Consider the following 18,270-nt stretch of genomic DNA (forward strand, 5'->3'; position numbering starts at 1 on the left):
AAGGGTGGTATTCAGTCTTTCCTTCTCCATACTAAACAAAGGAGTTTTTACGATGACACAATTTCCAAAAGGATTTTTATGGGGCGGAGCAGTAGCTGCGAACCAGGTTGAAGGTGCTTATTTAGAGGATGGAAAAGGATTAACATCGGTTGATTTATTGCCGACGGGAGAAAAGCGCTGGCAGGTCATGACAGGAAAAGTTGATTCATTAAAACCCGTTGAAGGCGAATTTTATCCATCGCATGAAGCCATTGATTTTTACCATCGCTATAAAGAAGATATTGCTTTGTTTGCGGAAATGGGATTTAAAGCATTACGAGTTTCGATTTCATGGGCGCGTATTTTTCCGAATGGAGATGATGCAGAGCCAAATGAAGCAGGGCTTCAATTTTATGATGATTTATTTGATGAAATGCGGAAATATGACATAGAACCGGTGGTAACCATCGCCCATTTTGATGTGCCGGTACATTTAATTGAAGCCTATGGAAGCTGGAGAAACCGCAAGCTTGTGAATTTCTTTGAAACCTATGCAAAAACGATTTTCACACGTTACCAGGATAAAGTGAAATATTGGATGACATTCAATGAAATCAACATGCTTCTGCATCTTCCATTTGTCGGTGCCGGATTAGTGTTTGACGAAGGTGAAAATGAGTTGCAAATCAAATATCAGGCAGCGCATCATCAGCTCGTTGCAAGTGCCTTAGCTGTAAAATCAGGACATGAAATTATCCCGGATGCAAAAATCGGCTGTATGCTGGCAGCAGGTACGACCTATCCGTACACTTCTAATCCGGATGATGTTGCCAAAGCAATGGAAAGAGACCGGGAATCCTTCTTCTTTATTGATGTGCAATCCCGCGGGCACTATCCTGGTTATGCAAAACGCTTTTTCCGGGACAATGGTTTGAAAATCGATATGGAAGAAAATGACGAAGAACTATTGAAGAAGCATACAGTGGACTATATCGGATTCAGCTATTATTCCAGCAGAACAACAAGCACTGATCCGGAAATATTAAAGGATATTACAGATGGAAATGTATTTGCTTCTGTTGCCAATCCATATCTGAAAGCATCCGAATGGGGTTGGACAATTGATCCAAAAGGCTTCCGCATTACGGCTAATCAGCTGTATGACCGCTATGAAAAGCCATTATTTGTTGTGGAAAACGGACTTGGCGCGATTGACAAATTAAACGCTGATGGTACCGTTGACGATGACTATCGTATAGAGTATTTAAAGGAGCATATCGCTGAAATGGGTGAAGCAATAGAAGATGGTGTGGATATCATCGGCTATACCAGCTGGGGCCCGATTGACATTGTCAGTGCCTCCACCGGCGAAATGAAAAAACGTTACGGTTATATTTATGTAGACCGTGATAACGAAGGAAAAGGGACCTTAAAACGTTCGAAAAAGAAAAGCTTTGATTGGTATAAGCAGGTGATTGCTTCGAATGGGGAGAAGCTATAATTTGATTTAGAGGGTAACCGAGAGTTGTTAAGATGAATATTTCCAATCAAAAATAAATCGATATAAACGAAAAATGTATTTCAAAAGCCTCGCTGATAGATGGAATGTCATCATTTCAGCGAGGCTTTGTTCAAGAATAGGAAAGTATATAAAAAAGCTGAAGATAGCCGCTCCAACGGGTTTCATGGGGTGAGTAATCGCAACCCCAGAAATACACTCCGCTTTCCGTGGGCTTGAGCTCAGCCTCCTCGAAAAAAGAAGTTCGCTTTTTTCTGCGGGGTCTTCGCTCTGCGCATTCCCACAGGAGTCTCCGTGTATTTCTTCTGGGACTGCGATTACTCGCCCCATCAAAACCGTCGCTAGAATTAGCGTCATTTCTTTGTAAGAAGAAAACAAATAAACATATTTCTTCTTAGATGGGAGCGGATGTTGTCGACTCCTGCGGGAAAAGCAACAGGTGAAGGCCCCGCAGGAAGCGGTTTTCTTCCGAGGAGACTGAGCCGTTGCCCGCGGAAAGCGACTTCCCGCAGCGGACATCTCTTTAGCAAGAACAGCTGTGTTTTAAGGACCAAGTATTCTCCTTGGTTTTTCTTATGTTTAAGTCAGTTTATTTTTCTGCAAAACAACGAGCTGGTCTTCTTCATCTAACATTATTTTACTTCTTAACGTAATCAGCTGAATGGTATGGTTCTTCTTTTTGATAAACAGTGGAACCGTATTTTCCGGCAATTGCTCCTTCTCAAGCTTTCCTTTTTGATTTAATGGGAACTCTTGTATCGTGTAGCCTGTATTGATTTTCTTATTTAATTCGGTAAATACAGCATCTTCATGAAACAGGAGATGTCCTTTTCCTGCAAACGGAATTTTGTTCGACCCCTCTTGTTTATAGTTGTTGCTGGTAAGGGTAAATGTATGATGGTGACCAAATTTAGGTGCATAGGACTGGCTGACCAATATGTTGATTGCGTCATCTCCGGTCAAAGAAAGAATGGTCTCATATGGCGTCAGGTCTACTTCATATTCGCTGTGCTCTGCCAGGATTTGACCGTGATAAACAGGGATTTTCTTATTTACAGCCGGCTGCAGCTGTGTAGCGGAAGAATCACTGATTAATACAGGTAAATCCATCTTTTGTAAATAGGAAGCCAATGCAATGGAAAAGCTGTTTGCTCCTACTAATAGGACGCCTGGTGCGGTATCATTGGCAAGATGGAGCGCCTTAGCAATTGGCCGCAATGAAAATCCATGCGCGCATACGGTAATAAATACAAGTGCAAAGGTTAAAGCTGTCAGCATAGCAGCCCCTTCATGCCCGTCATTCAGCAGAATGGTTGCAAAATAACCGGAAACAGACAGGGCAACAATTCCCCGCGGTGCAATCCAGCCGATCAGCATCTTTTCAGAATTGGAAAGCTCTGTGCCAATAGTAGAGAGCCAAATCGATAAAGGGCGTACAATAAATAACATGACAAGAACAAAGCCGATAATCGGCCAGGTGAACATCTCCGCGATTGTTTCCCGCGTTAAAGAAGCCGTCAGTAAAATGAAAATAGTGGATGTCAGCAGGACAGAAATATTTTCAACAAAGTGACTGACTTCATGGCCGATAGAGGATATATAATGTTTGGTACGGCCAATTGTTAATCCCATAACGGTAACAGCCAGCATGCCAGTTTCATGCATAATAACCTCGGCTACGGTAAAACAAAGCAGGAGAAAGGATATAATAATCGGTGTTTTTAGGTACTCGGGAAATACGCCCTTGCTGATCATTAAACTGACTACCATGCCGATCACATAGCCGAGAATAACGGCAATAATGGCACTGAGAAAGAAATGAATTAAATAATTCGCATGCAGACTTTCTGTTGTAAGTACCTTAATAATTTCGTAAGCAAATAATGCGAGCAGCGGACCGAATGGATCAACAATAATTCCTTCCCATTTAAGGACAGCTGCCGTACGCGGTTTTAATTTTGCATTCCGCAGCAAAGGCAGAATAACAGTCGGTCCGGTTACAATAAATAAACCGCCAATAATGAAAGATATCTCCAAGCTCAAGCCTGCGATAAAATGAGCAGCGAGTGCTCCGCCGATCCAGGCAATGAAAGCACCGAACGTAACAATCCGGAATACGGATTTAGATACGCCTCTGATTTCCCGGACATCGAGGCTGGAGCTGCCTTCAAATAAAATAATGGCGACCGCAAGCGAAATCAATGGACTGTACAGGCTGCCCAATGCTTCTTGCGGGTTGAACAAACCAAGCACAGGTCCCAATAATAGTCCGGCAATGGACATGATGACAATGGAAGGCCATTGAATTCGCCAAGCCAGCCATTGCGAGAAGATACCAACGACAATAATAACAACGATACTGACTAGAGCAATATTTTCCATAGCATTTTCTCCGTTCTTTTAGATTCATGTAAAGTAGTTTATCAATTCTGGGAGAGTTTGTCTTATATTTTGTCAGAAGGTGAATAGATCATATTACTGAATATCGTTTATTTCTTATAATGTGCAACAGCGGCTTCTGCCATCCGAAGAATTTCTGCATGGAGTTCTTCTGGTTCGGTAACGGTCATTTGGTCTGTAAATCCAAGAAGAAATCTTTTTGCTTCTTCTTTTGTATCAAAAGCTAATTTAACGCGTGTCCATCCTTTTTCGTCAGTAGATGCAGTCTCTATTATCCGTACAAAATAAGTAGAAAAGGAAAGCCTCGGCAGCACTTCTCTGGAAGTCTTTACCCATACCTCATAAGTCGGCAAGGCCTTGATAAATGCTTGTTTCGAGTTTTTCCAGTATGCTGCAATATCAAAATCAACCGGTCTTTCAAAGGTTTCTTTGCTTGACACAGCAGACTGGATTCGTGAAGCGCGATAATTCCGGATATCTCCATTTTCCTTTACGGCAATCACGTACCAGCTGCTTCCTTTCGCAACTAGTCCCAGCGGCTGTACGATATAATGATTTGTTTGTCCGTCTCCACGCTGATAGAGGATATTCAATTTATTATTTTTCCATATTGCATTTTTCAGAACCTCAAAGGATGCGATTTTTTCTTTTGTGCCCCTCCAGGAGCTGGTATCAATATGAATGCGGCTCCATACATCCTTTGCACTTTCACGGTAAGCTGCAGGCAGGGATGCGATAACTTTGTTTCTGGCGTCTTCAGAAGTGCGGGTTAATCCTAAATCATCCAGTAATTGAGGAGCTGCAGGCACGAATAAAGCGCGTATTTCCGATTCCTTTAAGCCGGTCAAATCAGTCTGATAGCCATCAACTAAAGACCAGCCGCCATTTTTGCCGCGATCAGCAAAAACGGGAATACCAGATCCGCTTAAAACCTCCATATCTCTGTAAATCGTCCGTTCGGAGACTTCCAGTTTTTCAGATAATTCTTTAGCAGTCATTCGACCTTGAGACTGCAGCAATAAAAGAATGGATATGAGACGGTCCCCTCGCATGAACATCACCTTTTTTCTAATGAATTATATTAATTAAATGAAATATGACAATAGATGTCAAGAATTAGTTTGTATAATGAAAATATCTGAGGAAGAAAGGATGGAAAAGAATGAAACCATTGAATGGAAAAGTAGCTCTTGTCACAGGCGGGAGCAGAGGAGCTGGACGCGGCATTGCGGCAGAGCTGGGGAAAGCCGGTGCAATTGTATATGTCACAGGCCGCAGTGTTCGGGGAGCATCTACGAATCATTGGCCGGGAACTGTGGACGACACGGTTTCAGAAATAGAAGCTGCCGGTGGAAAAGCCATTGCAATACAGTGCGACCATACCAAGGACGCAGAAACAGAGGCTGTTATTTCTCAAATTCGCAAAGAGCAGGGAAAGCTGGATATTTTGATAAATAATGTGTGGGGCGCACATGACTTAGGTGTGGAAGGAAAACCTTTTTGGGAGCTGACCTTGCAAAATTGGGATACAATGTTTACAGCAGGTGTAAGAGCACAGCTGGCTGTCAATCACTTTGCTGTTCCCCTGCTTCGAGAAAATAAACAGGCTTTGATAATTCATACAACATTCTGGGATTATGGCAAGTACACTGGCCAATTTTATTATGATTTAGCAAAAAATGCGTTGGTGCGAATGGCATATGGGCTATCTATCGAATTAAAAGCGGATAATATTGCTGTTCTTGCTGTTTCGCCAGGATTTATGCGGACTGAGCTTGTATTGAAATATCACGGCGCCGATGAAGAAAACTGGAGGGAAGCGGATGATTTACAGCAAACAGAAACACCCTATTATGTCGGACGGGGAATAGGGGCATTAGCAGCTGATCCAAATGTGATGGAGAAAAGCGGGCAGGTGTTCCGAGCTGGAGAGTTAGCGAAGGAGTATGGATTTACAGATATAGACGGGCGTTATATCCCGCCATTTACCATATAGATTCCGATTTACATTATTGTTAAAAGAATGGATTGCTTGGAAAACAGGTATTCTCTATATAAAATAGCCAGTGTTCTTATATAATAAGGCCACTGGCTATAAAATGCGTATATTCTATTATAAATCTTAGATGAAGTAAAATCCGATGCCCATAATCACATATGCAGCTAATAAAGTAAGCCCTTCAAACCAATTGGAATCCCCATCATTCGAAATGGTAATCATTAAAAATACAGCTGTCACCATGCTAATCAGCTCCGGCCATGTAAAGACAAGCGGCATGGATGTGGAAAAGAAGAGGGATAACAAAACAAGAATCGGCAGAACAAACATCGTAATCTGCAGGGTGGAACCAACGGCAATTTCAACAGCGACGTCCATTTTATTTTTATAAGCCATGACAATCGCTGATGCGTGCTCTGCTGCATTTCCGACAATTGCTACAATAATGATTCCGATAAATAATTCAGACCATCCAAAGGCAGCGCCGACAGTATCAAATGTCGATACCAAATGCTCCGAAACATAAGCAACAGCAGCTGTTGCAAGTGCCAGGATAACAATTGCTTTGCCTTTCCCCCATTCAGGTTCCTCCTCCTGTTTCGATTCATTTTGTTCGTTATCTGAATGATACACGCCACGGTGGGTAACGAATTTAAATAGTAATGCTGCCAAATATAACACAATTAAAATAACAGCTATTCCAACACTGACAATCATCGTATCACGTTCGTTCAGCGACTGGGTGAATACTTCTGGAATTACAAAGGCAACAATCACAGCAAAAATCAGCATACCGGCATTATGGCGCGCATCGTGTACGCTAAAGGATTGTCTTTTATATTTTAGTCCCCCGACAAAAAAGGATAAGCCGCCGACAAGCAGTAAGTTCCCTAATACAGAGCCCGTTAATGAAGCCAGTACGATTCCGATGAGTCCGGCTTTTAATGCAAAGATAGAAATAATAAGTTCAACCGCATTTCCGAAGGTTGCATTTAGCAATCCTCCAGCTCTCGGCCCTAAAACGATTGCTAAACTTTCCGTAGCTCTGCCGATAAAGCCCGCTAAAGCAATAATCGTCAAGCAATAGATGATAAACATGATGATAGCAGACCAATGAAAGATGGAGCCGATGATGGAAAGCGGCAGTCCAATCAACACGAGTATCATAAATAACTTATTCATCAAAGTCCCTCCGTTTTTCTATATCTGGATAGCTATAGATTACCCCGATTGATTCGATATTATTTGGAGGAAGATAATTCCGCTTAACGTAAACGGTATTAAAATAAAGAGAGATCACATTATTTACACTTGCGCAGTAAAAAAGGTGCTATTCACTTTGTTATTACAGATTTATCTGGAGTTAAATAAGGGTATAATAGAATGAGATATTTTGTATTTGTAGAGAATGGAGAATTTATTCTAGAAGCTGCCTCAAAAAAAGTATAAAATAGTCAGAAAGAATAGGTATGAGCTGGGAGGAATAGAATTTCACGGATGAATATAACGCTCAAGCCATATTTAAAAAAGGTGAATTGGATCATTTATTATAAGGCCATGTAAACGAGCCTTCTGCATAATATAATGTTTACCAGGAGGCAGATTTGTAATAACAGCTATTCAAACACCATGGAAAAAATGTCAAACGAAAAGAGGAGTGATTTATTATGTCAAACAAAAGAATCCTTGCCATCAGCGACATTCATGGCTGTTATCATGAGCTTGAGCAGCTATTGCAATTAAATCATTATAACCCAAAAGAAGACCAGCTTATCCTTCTGGGAGACTATATCGACAGAGGTCCTGAGCCAAAGCGGACGGTTGCTTATATTATGAAACTGGCAGAAGAAGGAGCCATTGTTTTGCGGGGAAATCATGATCAGATGTTTTTGGAGTGTATATTCAGCAACAATCCAGATAAGGAACGGCGTTATTTAATTAATGGCGGGATGGATACGATAGAATCGTATGTGGGAGAAGACTTTTTTCCAGGTAATGCTGCAGGGGAGCATTTGCAGGCTGCCAAGGAAAAAATCAAAGAAGATGATAGCGAGCATTTAGAATTTTTATCTAACCTGCCGTATTATTATGAAACGGAAAACCATCTCTTTATTCATGCAGGTATTGACCCTGCATTGGATGATTGGAAGGAGACGCCCGATTTTGATAAAATCTGGATTCGTCAAGAATTTTTAGGCTTTGATCATCCCCACGATTTTACCGTCGTGCATGGTCATACACCGACACAGTATCTTCGCGGAAAAAATGATAATAGCATATTTTTTGGGAATAAAAAAATTGATATCGACGGTGCATGTGCTTATGGTGGAAGATTAAATTGTTTAATAATAACGGGAGATTCATACGAAACGACGTATATCAACCATATCGAAGCGTAAATCTGTAGTAGGCAGGGGGCAGGGAGATGGCAAATATTCATGATGTTTCGAAAGCTGCAGGTGTATCTGTCAGTACGGTTTCGCGCGTGCTGAATAATCATCCTTATGTCAAAAAGGAAAAAGCAGAGGCTGTGAAAAAAGCAATTATAGAAACAGGCTATATTCCGAATATTAATGCGGTTAATTTAAAGAAAGGAAAGACGCATCTTGTAGGCATTGTTTTGCCATTTTTAGATGTGCCGTATTTTTCACAGCTGGTTCAAGGGATATCACAGGCAGCTTCTGTTCATCAATATAAATTGGTGCTGTACCAGACTGGATATGACGAGCATCAGGAAAAAGAAGCTTTAGAAATGTTAAAGCTAAAGCAAATTGACAGTTTAATCATTTGTTCCAGAAAAATATCTTTAGAAACAGTAGAACATTATCAGCAATATGGCAGCATTGTTCTTTTTGAAAATGGGGAAGATACGCCGTTGAGCTATACGTTTATCGATCATTATGCATGTTTTATGAGGGCCCTGGAGTATCTGTATGAGCATGGACACCGAAAAATTGGTTTTTCTATAAATCGGCTGGACGGAGCAAACAGCAGCCAGCGTGAACGTGCCTACCGTGATTTTTTAAAGTTAAAAGGACTCCCTTTTCACAAAGAATATATCTTTAAAAAATGTCTCAATATAGAAGATGGGGAACGTATTTTACGAGAAATAGCTGCATTTCAGGAACGTCCTACAGCTATTCTAGCTACAAGTGATCAAGTAGCAGCGGGTATAATTACTTCCAGTTCAAAATATGCACTCAAGGTTCCGCATAATTTAGCAGTTATTGGCTTTGATGATCAGCCGATAGCACGTGCTATGCAAATTACTTCCGTTAATATCCCGCTATATTCTATCGGGCAGATTTTGTTTGAACAGGCCATAGCTGAAGAGATTTCCCATAAAGAAGTTTCAACGGAGTTAATGGAAAGGTCAACAGTTTGATGAAAACGTATGAAAAGCAGCAAGGTCTTGAGGATATTTGCTGCTTTTCATGAACATAAAAAACAATCCGGGCCCGGCAAAAATCATGGTATATGATATGATCATGCCTTTTCAGTTACACTCATATCAATATCCAAAATCTATGCCGCATGCCGCCGGATTGTTCTCTAACTTGAGTTTACTTTCTGATATCGTTTTCAGGTCAAGTGTTTTTTTATTTTATATATCCGCCTTTTTAAATTTATCAACAAAATCTTTTGCTTTTTCGAAATTTAATCCACTGCGATCCTGCACATACTTTACAGCCTGATGCTCATCCTCATGATTTTCAAGCATATCTTTTAAATGGCTTACAACCTCGGGATCTTCTAATTTCAGATAGGGGGAGGCCGAATTATTTACATATCTTTTTAATTCGAAGAAGCCCATACCGGTTTCTTGCCGTACATATTTCATGATTCGCAGATATTTTAAAGGCGATGCGTTATTTTTATTATCTTCAATCATCTCTGTAGCCTCTAGAATAACCTCGAAAGGATCTCTTTGTGATTGGGATGGATTGAATTTATTTCTTTTACGTAAAAATAATAAATAGATTATTCCGGCAACGATCACAATAATCAAAAAGATTTGTATAAAAAGCATATGTCATCCTCCTTCAGCAAATACTTTGTTTTATTATAGCATAAAGGCAATTAACTTCTAATCGGAGATAAAGTGAGAACTGCAGGAGGCGCTTACGCTTTTTGTTAAAACCGCTGGCAGTTAGGTTAATCGGGCTGTTTGCGGCTGTAACGAATACTTTTTCCTTGTTTTAAAAGCTTTGCAAATCGAAGAACGTTTGTTATAATGGAACAAACGTTCTTTTGGTGGTTTTGATCACTTCAAATAACGAAGACGAAAGCTTTAAAGTTTAGACCTCAACTTTCGCACCTAAGAATAAGCATATATATCTTGTTATTCTAGGATGAACATGTTCTCGATTACCATGCTTGCATTTTGGTGAAATATCCTGCCTTTTTGGAATTGATGATTGTGCGTAGCTCCGCTCCGGCCAACCACTCCGCTTTCCATGGGGACGGCTTCAGCTAACTTGAAAAGAAACCCGCTTTTCAAGTGGATCTTCAGCTCGCCCTGTTCCCATAGGAGTCTGCGTGGTTGGCCTGCGCTTTGATAGGATTCTACAGCGAATGAAGGAACTAACATTTTGATAAGTTGGACGAAATAGCAGCTTTCGCCTGAACAACCCAATCATGGCAGTATGGATATCAAATACAGGGAATCGCTTCGATGCACAGAAAGTAATCTTGGCGGAACATTTTACCATGTAGCATGAAAAATATGTTCTATCTGATTAAACATCTATTTGGTGAGGTGTTATCCATGTATAGAATATCCTACTAGCGTAGTGTTTTTCCGCAGCGGTGTTTTACACTTCACCTTCTATTCTTTGTCAAGGAAGTTATCCAAGGAACAATCAACTCCTGTTTCTATAGAGATAAAGTTACTTTTTAATGTGCGAAAGTTGAGTTTAGACGTTTGAAATAAATATAATTACTCCGTAACAATCAATTTGCTGAAATGAGAGGTGAGTCCAATGAAACAGGAATCGCTTTTTGGTGAGGATAATAAAAGAAATTCCCCGCTTGCCAGCCGTGTCCGTCCCAGAACACTGGATGAATTTGTCGGTCAGCAGCACTTATTGGCGCGGGGGAAGGTGTTGCGTGAATTTATCGAAAATGACCAGGTGACTTCGATTATTTTTTGGGGACCGCCTGGCGTTGGCAAAACAACGCTGGCTGAAATTATTGCTCATAAGACAGAATCAAAATTTATTAACCTGTCTGCAGTAAACAGCAGCATCAAGGATATCAAAAATATAATGAAGGAAGCGGAAACAAGACGCGATTTCGGTGAAAAAACCATTATTTTTATTGATGAAATACACCGGTTCAACAAGGCGCAGCAGGATGCTTTTCTGCCTTATGTCGAAAATGGCAGTATTATTTTAATCGGGGCAACAACGGAGAACCCTTCCTTTGAAGTAAATGCGGCATTGCTGTCGAGAAGTAAGGTGTTTGTTTTAAACCAATTGGAAATAGCTGATGTTGTAAATCTTTTAAGGAATGCAATAATCCATCCGTATGGATTTGGAGATAAGGATATTCATATAACCGAACAAAGCTTAGAGGCGATTGCAAAGTTTGCAAATGGAGATGCAAGGAGTGCCTTAAATACGTTAGAGATGGCGGTGTTAAATAGCGGCACAAATGCTGGAGACTTCTATATCAATGAGTCGAATCTGGAACAGCTGATTAACCGGACTTCCTTTCTGTATGATAAAAGTGGCGAAGAGCATTATAATATCATTTCTGCCCTTCATAAATCGATGCGGAACAGTGATGTGGATGCCGCGATTTATTGGATGTCCAGAATGCTTGAATCAGGAGAGGATCCAATCTATATTGCCAGAAGGCTGATTCGCTTTGCGAGTGAAGATATCGGCTTAGCTGATACACGTGCACTGACAATTACCACGGATGTATTTCAAGCCTGCCGTTATATCGGAATGCCGGAATGTGATGTCCATCTTACAGAGGCGGTTATCTATTTGTCACTGGCGCCCAAATCAAATGCCGTGTACCTAGCGCGGCAAAAAGCGAAAAAGGATGTAAAGGAATCGATTAATGAACCCGTACCTCTGCAAATCAGAAATGCACCGACAAAATTAATGAAAGAACTGGATTATGGAAAGGGTTATCAGTATGCGCATGATGAAAAAGATAAATTAACTGCGATGCGAACGATGCCGCCTTCGTTGGAGGGACAGCAGTACTATTACCCGACAGAGCAAGGAAATGAGAAAAAATTTAAAGAAAGATTGAATTATGTGAAGGAATGGCAGAAAAGGAATAATTAACAGCTCAGCTGATGAAGGGATGAAAGCTTTTCTAGCCGGAAGGAAAAAAAATAAGCGTGGTATTTTAACTAAAACCATGCTATACTTTATTTTGCGATGAGCTGATTTGCGTAAGCCGAGAGACAACGTACGATATGCAGATGTGAACTGCATGTTCTTTCGCCGCAAATTTCGAAAAGAAAGGCATCCGTATCTCATACGGATGCCTTTCTTCGTACTATCTCGCTCTTTTAAAAGCCTGACTTTGATCAGCTAAATGAAGTTTTTGGAGAAGCTGACGAAGCGGCTCCCGAATAAGTAAATAGACGCCTATGGAAATAAATACAGCAGCTAAACCATATAAAAATCCGGCAAGCACATCTGTAGGGAAATGTACTCCTAAATAAATTCTCGTAAATAATATAAAACCAATCCAAACAAGTGTGATAAAGCTGATAATTACTTTTTTCCATATTTGATAAACTGAAAGAATAAGTACCATCCCGATAAAACCATAAAAAATCGTTGTAGCTGTGGCATGTCCGCTCGGGAAGCTTTCGTTTGTTTTTTCAATAAGTTGTAAGAAGTTAGGGCGATCACGTTCAACGATTTTCTTTAATACTTTTCCGCCGATTGCTGCGCAGAAAAGAATCGTACCGCCGAACCATAATCCTTCTGCAAATTTACGCTTGAAAAAGAGGACAATACAAATAATAATTGTCATGGCGATAACAGCTTTCATGCTTCCCAGCTCTGTTATAAACATAATAAAAGCTGTTTTTCCTTCAGAAATTGTTCCCTGAATCCGCTCAATCCATGATAAATCAAAGGAACGGATCCAATTGCTTTCAAAATATACACCCCAGGCGATGACGCCGAATAATAATAGAAATATAATCCCTGCCAATAAAAAAGAAGCAGGAGTTAATCTTTGAGACTTCAAAACGCTACCCTTCTTTCTCTCTCTATTTACAATTCCCTATTTAAATTAATTGTCAAATTTTCATTGTACATAATAACAAGCTTTTTTGCATGGAAATAAACAAAAAGTTATGTTTAATCTTTTAGAGAGAAAGGAAAAGATACATAAAGGTTAATTTTTATTTTGTTAACAGTAAAGATGAAGGAGGAAATAAGGATGACACAAGAACAATTAATACTACAAGAGCGTCCAAATGGGCTGCCGGATGAAAATACATTTCAATTTAAAAAGGCAGAAATCGGTAAACCTTCAGAAGAAGAGCTGTTGCTTAAAACGTTGTATGTATCGGTAGACCCCTATATGCGCGGGAGAATGTCTGATGGTCCATCCTACGCAGCTCCTTTTGAAGTAGGGGAACCATTAAAGGGCGCAGCAGTAAGCCAGGTGGTCGAATCCAACAGCAGTAATTTTGAAAAGGGCGACCTGGTAACTGGTACGCTCGATTTTCAGGAATACAATGTGGTCAAAAATGATAAGGTGAGAAAGGTAACTACAAAAGGAATGAGTCCATCAAGCGCTCTAAGCGTGTTGGGAATGCCTGCACTCACCGCCTATTTCGGCATGATGCATATTGGCGAGCCAAAAAAGGGAGAGACCGTTGTTGTATCGGGGGCAGCAGGAGCTGTCGGACAAATCGCGGGACAGCTGGCTAAGAAAGAAGGAGCACGAGTGGTAGGCATTGTCGGATCAGAGAAAAAAGCTGCTTATATTACAGAAACACTCGGGCTTGATGCAGCTGTTGAATACAAAAAAGGAAATGTCAGTGAGCAGCTGAAAGAAACATGTCCAGATGGAATTGACGTCTATTATGAAAATGTCGGCGGTGAAATTTCAGATGCTGTCTGGCCGTTATTAAATGTGTTCGCCCGTGTACCTGTATGCGGCGCGATTTCTGCCTATAATTTAGAAGAAGGAGAAAAAGATATTGGCCTGCGCGTGCAGCAATTCCTTATTAAATCACGTGTGAAAATGCAGGGCTTGCTGGTAGGAGACTTTGCCGACCACTATGATGAAGCCTATCAGGCACTGGAAGAAGCAGTTTCTAATGGTGAATTGAAGTTTGAAGAGACCATTCAAGAAGGATTCCATTCGATTCCAGATGCGTTTTTAGGACTATTTTCTGGAGATAATATAGGGAAGCAGCTGGTAAAAGTTGCTGATGCAGAATAAGTTTACAGAGAAAGCCGCTTGATTCATATGTTCTGAATAAGCGGCTTCTTTTAAAAAACTAGATTTGTTAAGAAAGAGGTAATGATGGAAAGGCTATCATATTTTCCGGGATGGATTTCTGATTTAATGGAGGTGGACTGCTATGAATACTTTTAAAAATAAACGTTATTGGATACTTATGCCGCCGTCTTTACTCATTTCTATTTCTTTAATCATCTTTATACCAGAAAATAAAGGAATGCTCTATGCGTTTGTAGTCATCGCTTTATTTTGGATTGTGTATTATACATGGACGTATTATGCAAAGAAAAACAGCAGGAACAAGTCAGATAGTCTATAAGGTCATTATTATAAATCACAGTCCCTAAGAAATCATATCAACATGTATCTTTAAAAAAGTCTTCTGCTAAAAGATATAATCTAAGTAATCCCCATGCCCTCGGACGAGCTCTGTTTCGTTTGGAGAAGAAATCCAAAAGTAGCGGAAGGTCAGTCCTTTTTCTTCCCCGCCACCTGTTGGCTGATACTCCCATTCATCAAGAGACTCTGTTACATATATCTCATAAAAAAATCTCTGATGAACAGCCCCATCATCATTTTTCCAAAAATCTTCTGCAATCAATGTTTCGACTTTGAAATTTTTTAATCCTGTCTCTTCTTTGATTTCCCGAATGACCGCTTCTTCTGTTTCTTCTCCGTCTTTCACGGTTCCTTTAGGAATTTGTACGTCGGCTGCTGGATTAGAATGCCGGAAAACAAGGACTTGTATTTTGTCTTCTTTCCGTCTTGTTATATAACCGTATACTTTTTGGATTGGAATCACAATCACAGCTCCCTTACCTCCGTATAACTGGCTGCGTTTCTATTTTGACAGCAGAAAACAGAGTCTCTCTGCGGATTTACATCTCTTCATTCTTTTTGACATTGTCTACAAAATCCTTTGCTTCTTTTAAGCCCAATCCAGTCTGTTCGCGAACGTATTTTATTGTTTTGATTTCCCCGGTGCCAGATTGAAGCATTTCTTGGACTTTTTCCTTAAGGTCGGAATCTGCAATGGGGCTCTTCATTTTATAGTTCCCCTCAACTAAATTTTTCGCATCCTCCAGTCCAAGCCCGGTTTCGGTACGTACATGCTTAATCAATTTAATTTTATTTTCTCCTGATTCCAACCTCTGCTGAACTTCTGGGAGTATCTCTTCTGGAGACTTCAGCTCTCTTCCTTGTCTGTCAGCGGGTTTATTTCTGTTTCGCAACGTTGACAGGTAAATAAGTGCAAGACCAATAACAACAATTAGAATAAATTCCGTGGACATGTGTCTTTACCTCCTATGGCTTTGTTTATTCATTTATCATAACATGAATCATTATAATCCATAATTCATAGTAAGCATTTAGTTAACGTTCTATAGAAATCATTATAAAATAGGCAATAATTATATGGGAGAAGAGCAAAGAACATTTAAAGACGAATTAGAAATAAATCCGGGAAAATACGTTAGATTCCCTAATCAGTTTGAAGTGAGTGATTACGATATCATGGAAAGCTTTATTCTATGGGGATAATGAATACAGGCAAATTGCCATTAATTGGTGTGAAGAAAATGAGCTGGAATATGTTGGGAAAAAGGTGATCTCCTGATTGCAATAAAAACGGCTCATATAATCTATGATAGAGTCGTTTTTATTACACGTATTCAAATAATAAAATAAGCAATAATAGAAAGAAAAACAGATGTAACAGTCACTGCCAGCAACGGTTTTAAAGCCTTTGACCGCAAGTCTTTCAGGCTGACATTCAATCCAAGCCCGACCATAGCTGCTGTCAATATCCATGTGGTTGCTGCGGAGATTCCTTCCATCATATTTTCAGATATAGGGATGGTGTGTCCAAGCACATAGCTGCCAATAAGGCTCATCAGGATAAAACCAAGCAGAAACCATGGAAAATCAACCTTATTTTGTGTTTGAGAACCGCTTGTTTTGATTTTCATTATATAAATAAGAATAAAACAAAGAGGAATAAGTAAAAATACACGTCCTAATTTAGCAAGTAATGCAATGGCTAATGCATCTTCTCCGGCCGGCTCTGCTGCAATAGCAACATGGGCAAGCTCATGCAGGCTGATTCCCGACCAAATTCCATAATCCAAAGCGGTTAATGGTAAGACAGGACGCAATAATGAATATCCAAGTGCGAAGACAGTGCCCATCATTGCAATAATCCCGACGCTGATAGCAATATCTTCATCCTTTGTCTTCATAATTGGTGCTGCAGCTGCAATGGCGGCAGCACCGCAAACTCCTGTCCCGATTCCGAGCAGAAGCGAAATATTTTTATCTGCTTTGCATACCTTGCCAAGCCAGATCATCACACTGATTGCAAACAGAATAATAAACGCATCACGTACAAGGAGTCCGAGCCCATCATGCAATATGGTATCGATGTTTAGTTTTAATCCATATAAAATGATAGCGAAGCGGAGCAGATTTTTAGATGAAAACGTAATTCCAGAACGCAGCGCTTCCGGATAACCAAAAAATTGTCTGTAAATGATGGCGATAATGATAGCACAAGCGAGCTGCCCAGCATGGTTAAAGCCAGGAACTTTTGCTAAGAAGAACCCGAGCAAGGCAATAAAAAAGGTAAATACAATACCGCCAATCCAGTTTTTTGCAGAATTTAAGCGCTGTCGTTTTATTCGATGTGATGCTTGTGAAGTCATAAAAGCACCTCCTTCTTATAGCATAGCCAACATAAATGAATAAGGAAAATAATTTATTATAATAAATAGGATAAGTAAATTGTTATAATAGAAATGAGAGGAAAGAGGGTGAAGGGATGGATAAGCATTTGCAAATATTTATAACCGTTGCAGAAAAGCAGAGTTTTTCCAAAGCGGCGGAGGAGCATTACATGACCCAGCCGGCGGTCAGTCAATATATTCGTACATTGGAGGAGAGTGCAGGCATACGGTTATTGGAACGCAGCAACAAATATGTTCGTTTAAATAAAGCTGGAGAAATTGTTTATCATTACGGGAAGGAAATACTGGGCTTATATACAACCATGCAGCATTTAGTGGATGATTTGATGAATAGAGCGAATGGACCCTTGGCCATTGGAGCAAGCTACACTTTTGGGGAATATGTTTTACCAAGGATTATTGCTGACCTGCTGGAAATACATCCGGATATCGAACCAGCTGTGACGATTGGGAATACAGCTGAAATAGCGGATTTGGTTGCAATGCATCAGCTGGATGTAGGAATAATAGAAGGAGAATTTAACAGGAAGGACATGATGATTGAGGAATTAGCAGAAGATGAAATGGTTATCGTTGCTTCGACAGAAAATAAGCTGTTCCATCAAAAAGCGAAAATAGAGCTAAGTGACTTAGCAAATGAAACATGGGTTGTGCGCGAACATGGTTCAGGTACGAGAGCGGCGACGGAAAATTTTTTTCAAAAGGCGGATATTCAGCCTGTCCGATTGATGCAATTTAGCAGTACCCAATCAATCAAAGAATCCGTTGCGTCTGGATTAGGTATTACACTGCTTTCGAAATGGGCGATTCAAAAAGAAATAAAATATGGTGATTTGAAGATAGTGCCTATGGAAGGTTTTCCTTTTACACGTGCGTTTTCCATTATTACGAAATCGCCATTCCAAACAAAAACCTTGGAGATTTTTATAGAGCGGTTGCGAAGCAGTAAACTGCTGCGGATATTTTAGTTTCTTGCGGATATATTTAAATCGATTCATTCAACTAAATATTCAATGAGAGATACAAAACCTCCCGTTGATTAACGCTGCATATTAAGGAGTCATACTGACAAAAGTATGGCTCTTTTTAAATAAATTATTCACTTATGAATACTCCCGCGACTTCATTTCTAAAGAAATTTGAAGTGTGGGTTTCTGGGGTGTCGACTTTCA

Annotated in this window: 16 protein-coding genes and 2 pseudogenes; 9 read left to right on the forward strand and 9 right to left on the reverse strand. The window is 40.1% G+C overall.

All coding sequences use genetic code 11. From position 1 onward, the window contains the following. The first annotated feature begins 52 nt into the window (after positions 1 to 52). Positions 53 to 1,480 carry a 6-phospho-beta-glucosidase gene (locus ACFO3P_RS10085; RefSeq protein WP_379542401.1) on the forward strand — a complete coding sequence of 476 codons (1,428 nt, stop codon included), beginning with the start codon at positions 53 to 55 and terminating at the stop codon, positions 1,478 to 1,480. A gap of 597 nt (positions 1,481 to 2,077) precedes the next feature. On the opposite strand, the gene ACFO3P_RS10090 is transcribed toward ACFO3P_RS10085, so the two are convergent. Both ACFO3P_RS10090 and ACFO3P_RS10095 read right to left on the reverse strand, forming a co-directional pair. Next, positions 2,078 to 3,880: a cation:proton antiporter gene (locus ACFO3P_RS10090; protein ID WP_042532833.1), complete on the reverse strand. Its 1,803-nt coding sequence runs from the start codon at positions 3,878 to 3,880 to the stop codon at positions 2,078 to 2,080. 107 nt (positions 3,881 to 3,987) lie between these two features. After that, positions 3,988 to 4,950: a helix-turn-helix transcriptional regulator gene (locus ACFO3P_RS10095; RefSeq protein ID WP_379542402.1), complete on the reverse strand. Its 963-nt coding sequence runs from the start codon at positions 4,948 to 4,950 to the stop codon at positions 3,988 to 3,990. A 110-nt stretch (positions 4,951 to 5,060) separates the two neighbouring features. On the opposite strand from ACFO3P_RS10095, the gene ACFO3P_RS10100 reads away from it, so the two are divergent. Further along, positions 5,061 to 5,894 carry an SDR family NAD(P)-dependent oxidoreductase gene (locus ACFO3P_RS10100; RefSeq protein WP_379542403.1) on the forward strand — a complete coding sequence of 278 codons (834 nt, stop codon included), beginning with the start codon at positions 5,061 to 5,063 and terminating at the stop codon, positions 5,892 to 5,894. 126 nt (positions 5,895 to 6,020) lie between these two features. On the opposite strand, the gene cax is transcribed toward ACFO3P_RS10100, so the two are convergent. After that, positions 6,021 to 7,079 (reverse strand): calcium/proton exchanger, encoded by a 1,059-nt coding sequence (gene cax, locus ACFO3P_RS10105; RefSeq protein ID WP_175297043.1) that lies wholly within the window; start codon positions 7,077 to 7,079, stop codon positions 6,021 to 6,023. Between the two features lie 485 nt (positions 7,080 to 7,564). On the opposite strand from cax, the gene ACFO3P_RS10110 reads away from it, so the two are divergent. Together ACFO3P_RS10110 and ACFO3P_RS10115 are read left to right on the forward strand one after the other, a co-directional pair. Further along, a complete protein-coding gene (locus tag ACFO3P_RS10110) occupies positions 7,565 to 8,296 on the forward strand; it encodes a metallophosphoesterase family protein (protein ID WP_379542404.1) in 732 nt (243 codons plus the stop codon). A 26-nt stretch (positions 8,297 to 8,322) separates the two neighbouring features. Beyond that, entirely contained in the window at positions 8,323 to 9,282 is a 960-nt protein-coding gene (locus ACFO3P_RS10115; protein ID WP_379542405.1) for a substrate-binding domain-containing protein, read from the forward strand. A 219-nt stretch (positions 9,283 to 9,501) separates the two neighbouring features. On the opposite strand, the gene ACFO3P_RS10120 is transcribed toward ACFO3P_RS10115, so the two are convergent. Then, positions 9,502 to 9,927, reverse strand: coding sequence for a hypothetical protein (locus tag ACFO3P_RS10120; RefSeq protein WP_379542406.1), 426 nt, complete (start codon positions 9,925 to 9,927; stop codon positions 9,502 to 9,504). A 952-nt stretch (positions 9,928 to 10,879) separates the two neighbouring features. Here ACFO3P_RS10120 and ACFO3P_RS10125 point away from each other — a divergent pair. Next, positions 10,880 to 12,202 carry a replication-associated recombination protein A gene (locus ACFO3P_RS10125; RefSeq protein ID WP_193064999.1) on the forward strand — a complete coding sequence of 441 codons (1,323 nt, stop codon included), beginning with the start codon at positions 10,880 to 10,882 and terminating at the stop codon, positions 12,200 to 12,202. A 217-nt stretch (positions 12,203 to 12,419) separates the two neighbouring features. Here the strand turns inward: ACFO3P_RS10125 and ACFO3P_RS10130 are convergent, their stop codons facing one another. After that, complete coding sequence (locus tag ACFO3P_RS10130; RefSeq protein WP_212928249.1) at positions 12,420 to 13,124, reverse strand: phosphatase PAP2 family protein; 705 nt, start codon at positions 13,122 to 13,124, stop codon at positions 12,420 to 12,422. A gap of 195 nt (positions 13,125 to 13,319) precedes the next feature. Between ACFO3P_RS10130 and ACFO3P_RS10135 the strand changes: the two genes are divergently transcribed. After that, positions 13,320 to 14,333 carry an NADP-dependent oxidoreductase gene (locus ACFO3P_RS10135; protein WP_042532850.1) on the forward strand — a complete coding sequence of 338 codons (1,014 nt, stop codon included), beginning with the start codon at positions 13,320 to 13,322 and terminating at the stop codon, positions 14,331 to 14,333. Positions 14,334 to 14,475: 142 nt separating this feature from the next. Next, positions 14,476 to 14,673 carry a hypothetical protein gene (locus ACFO3P_RS10140; protein ID WP_042532852.1) on the forward strand — a complete coding sequence of 66 codons (198 nt, stop codon included), beginning with the start codon at positions 14,476 to 14,478 and terminating at the stop codon, positions 14,671 to 14,673. 66 nt (positions 14,674 to 14,739) lie between these two features. On the opposite strand, the gene ACFO3P_RS10145 is transcribed toward ACFO3P_RS10140, so the two are convergent. From ACFO3P_RS10145 to ACFO3P_RS10155, 3 genes and pseudogenes are all read right to left on the reverse strand, one after another. Next, positions 14,740 to 15,156 (reverse strand): NUDIX hydrolase, encoded by a 417-nt coding sequence (locus tag ACFO3P_RS10145; protein WP_379542407.1) that lies wholly within the window; start codon positions 15,154 to 15,156, stop codon positions 14,740 to 14,742. Between the two features lie 91 nt (positions 15,157 to 15,247). Continuing rightward, positions 15,248 to 15,328: pseudogene (locus ACFO3P_RS10150) on the reverse strand (ribosomal protein L7/L12); the annotation flags it as partial. A gap of 84 nt (positions 15,329 to 15,412) precedes the next feature. Next, positions 15,413 to 15,646: pseudogene (locus tag ACFO3P_RS10155) on the reverse strand (ribosomal protein L7/L12); the annotation flags it as partial. Between the two features lie 124 nt (positions 15,647 to 15,770). Between ACFO3P_RS10155 and ACFO3P_RS10160 the strand changes: the two are divergent. Continuing rightward, positions 15,771 to 15,896, forward strand: a complete 126-nt coding sequence (locus tag ACFO3P_RS10160) for a hypothetical protein (protein WP_379542408.1) — start codon at positions 15,771 to 15,773, stop codon at positions 15,894 to 15,896. A gap of 131 nt (positions 15,897 to 16,027) precedes the next feature. Here the strand turns inward: ACFO3P_RS10160 and ACFO3P_RS10165 are convergent, their stop codons facing one another. Continuing rightward, positions 16,028 to 17,056: a YeiH family protein gene (locus ACFO3P_RS10165; RefSeq protein ID WP_193064996.1), complete on the reverse strand. Its 1,029-nt coding sequence runs from the start codon at positions 17,054 to 17,056 to the stop codon at positions 16,028 to 16,030. A gap of 116 nt (positions 17,057 to 17,172) precedes the next feature. Between ACFO3P_RS10165 and ACFO3P_RS10170 the strand changes: the two genes are divergently transcribed. Then, entirely contained in the window at positions 17,173 to 18,066 is an 894-nt protein-coding gene (locus ACFO3P_RS10170; RefSeq protein WP_042532858.1) for a LysR family transcriptional regulator, read from the forward strand. The last annotated feature ends 204 nt before the right edge of the window (positions 18,067 to 18,270 follow it).

The sequence above is a fragment of the Oceanobacillus aidingensis genome (assembly GCF_042654105.1).
In the GTDB taxonomy this organism is placed as follows: Bacteria; Bacillota; Bacilli; order Bacillales; family Amphibacillaceae; genus Oceanobacillus; species Oceanobacillus oncorhynchi.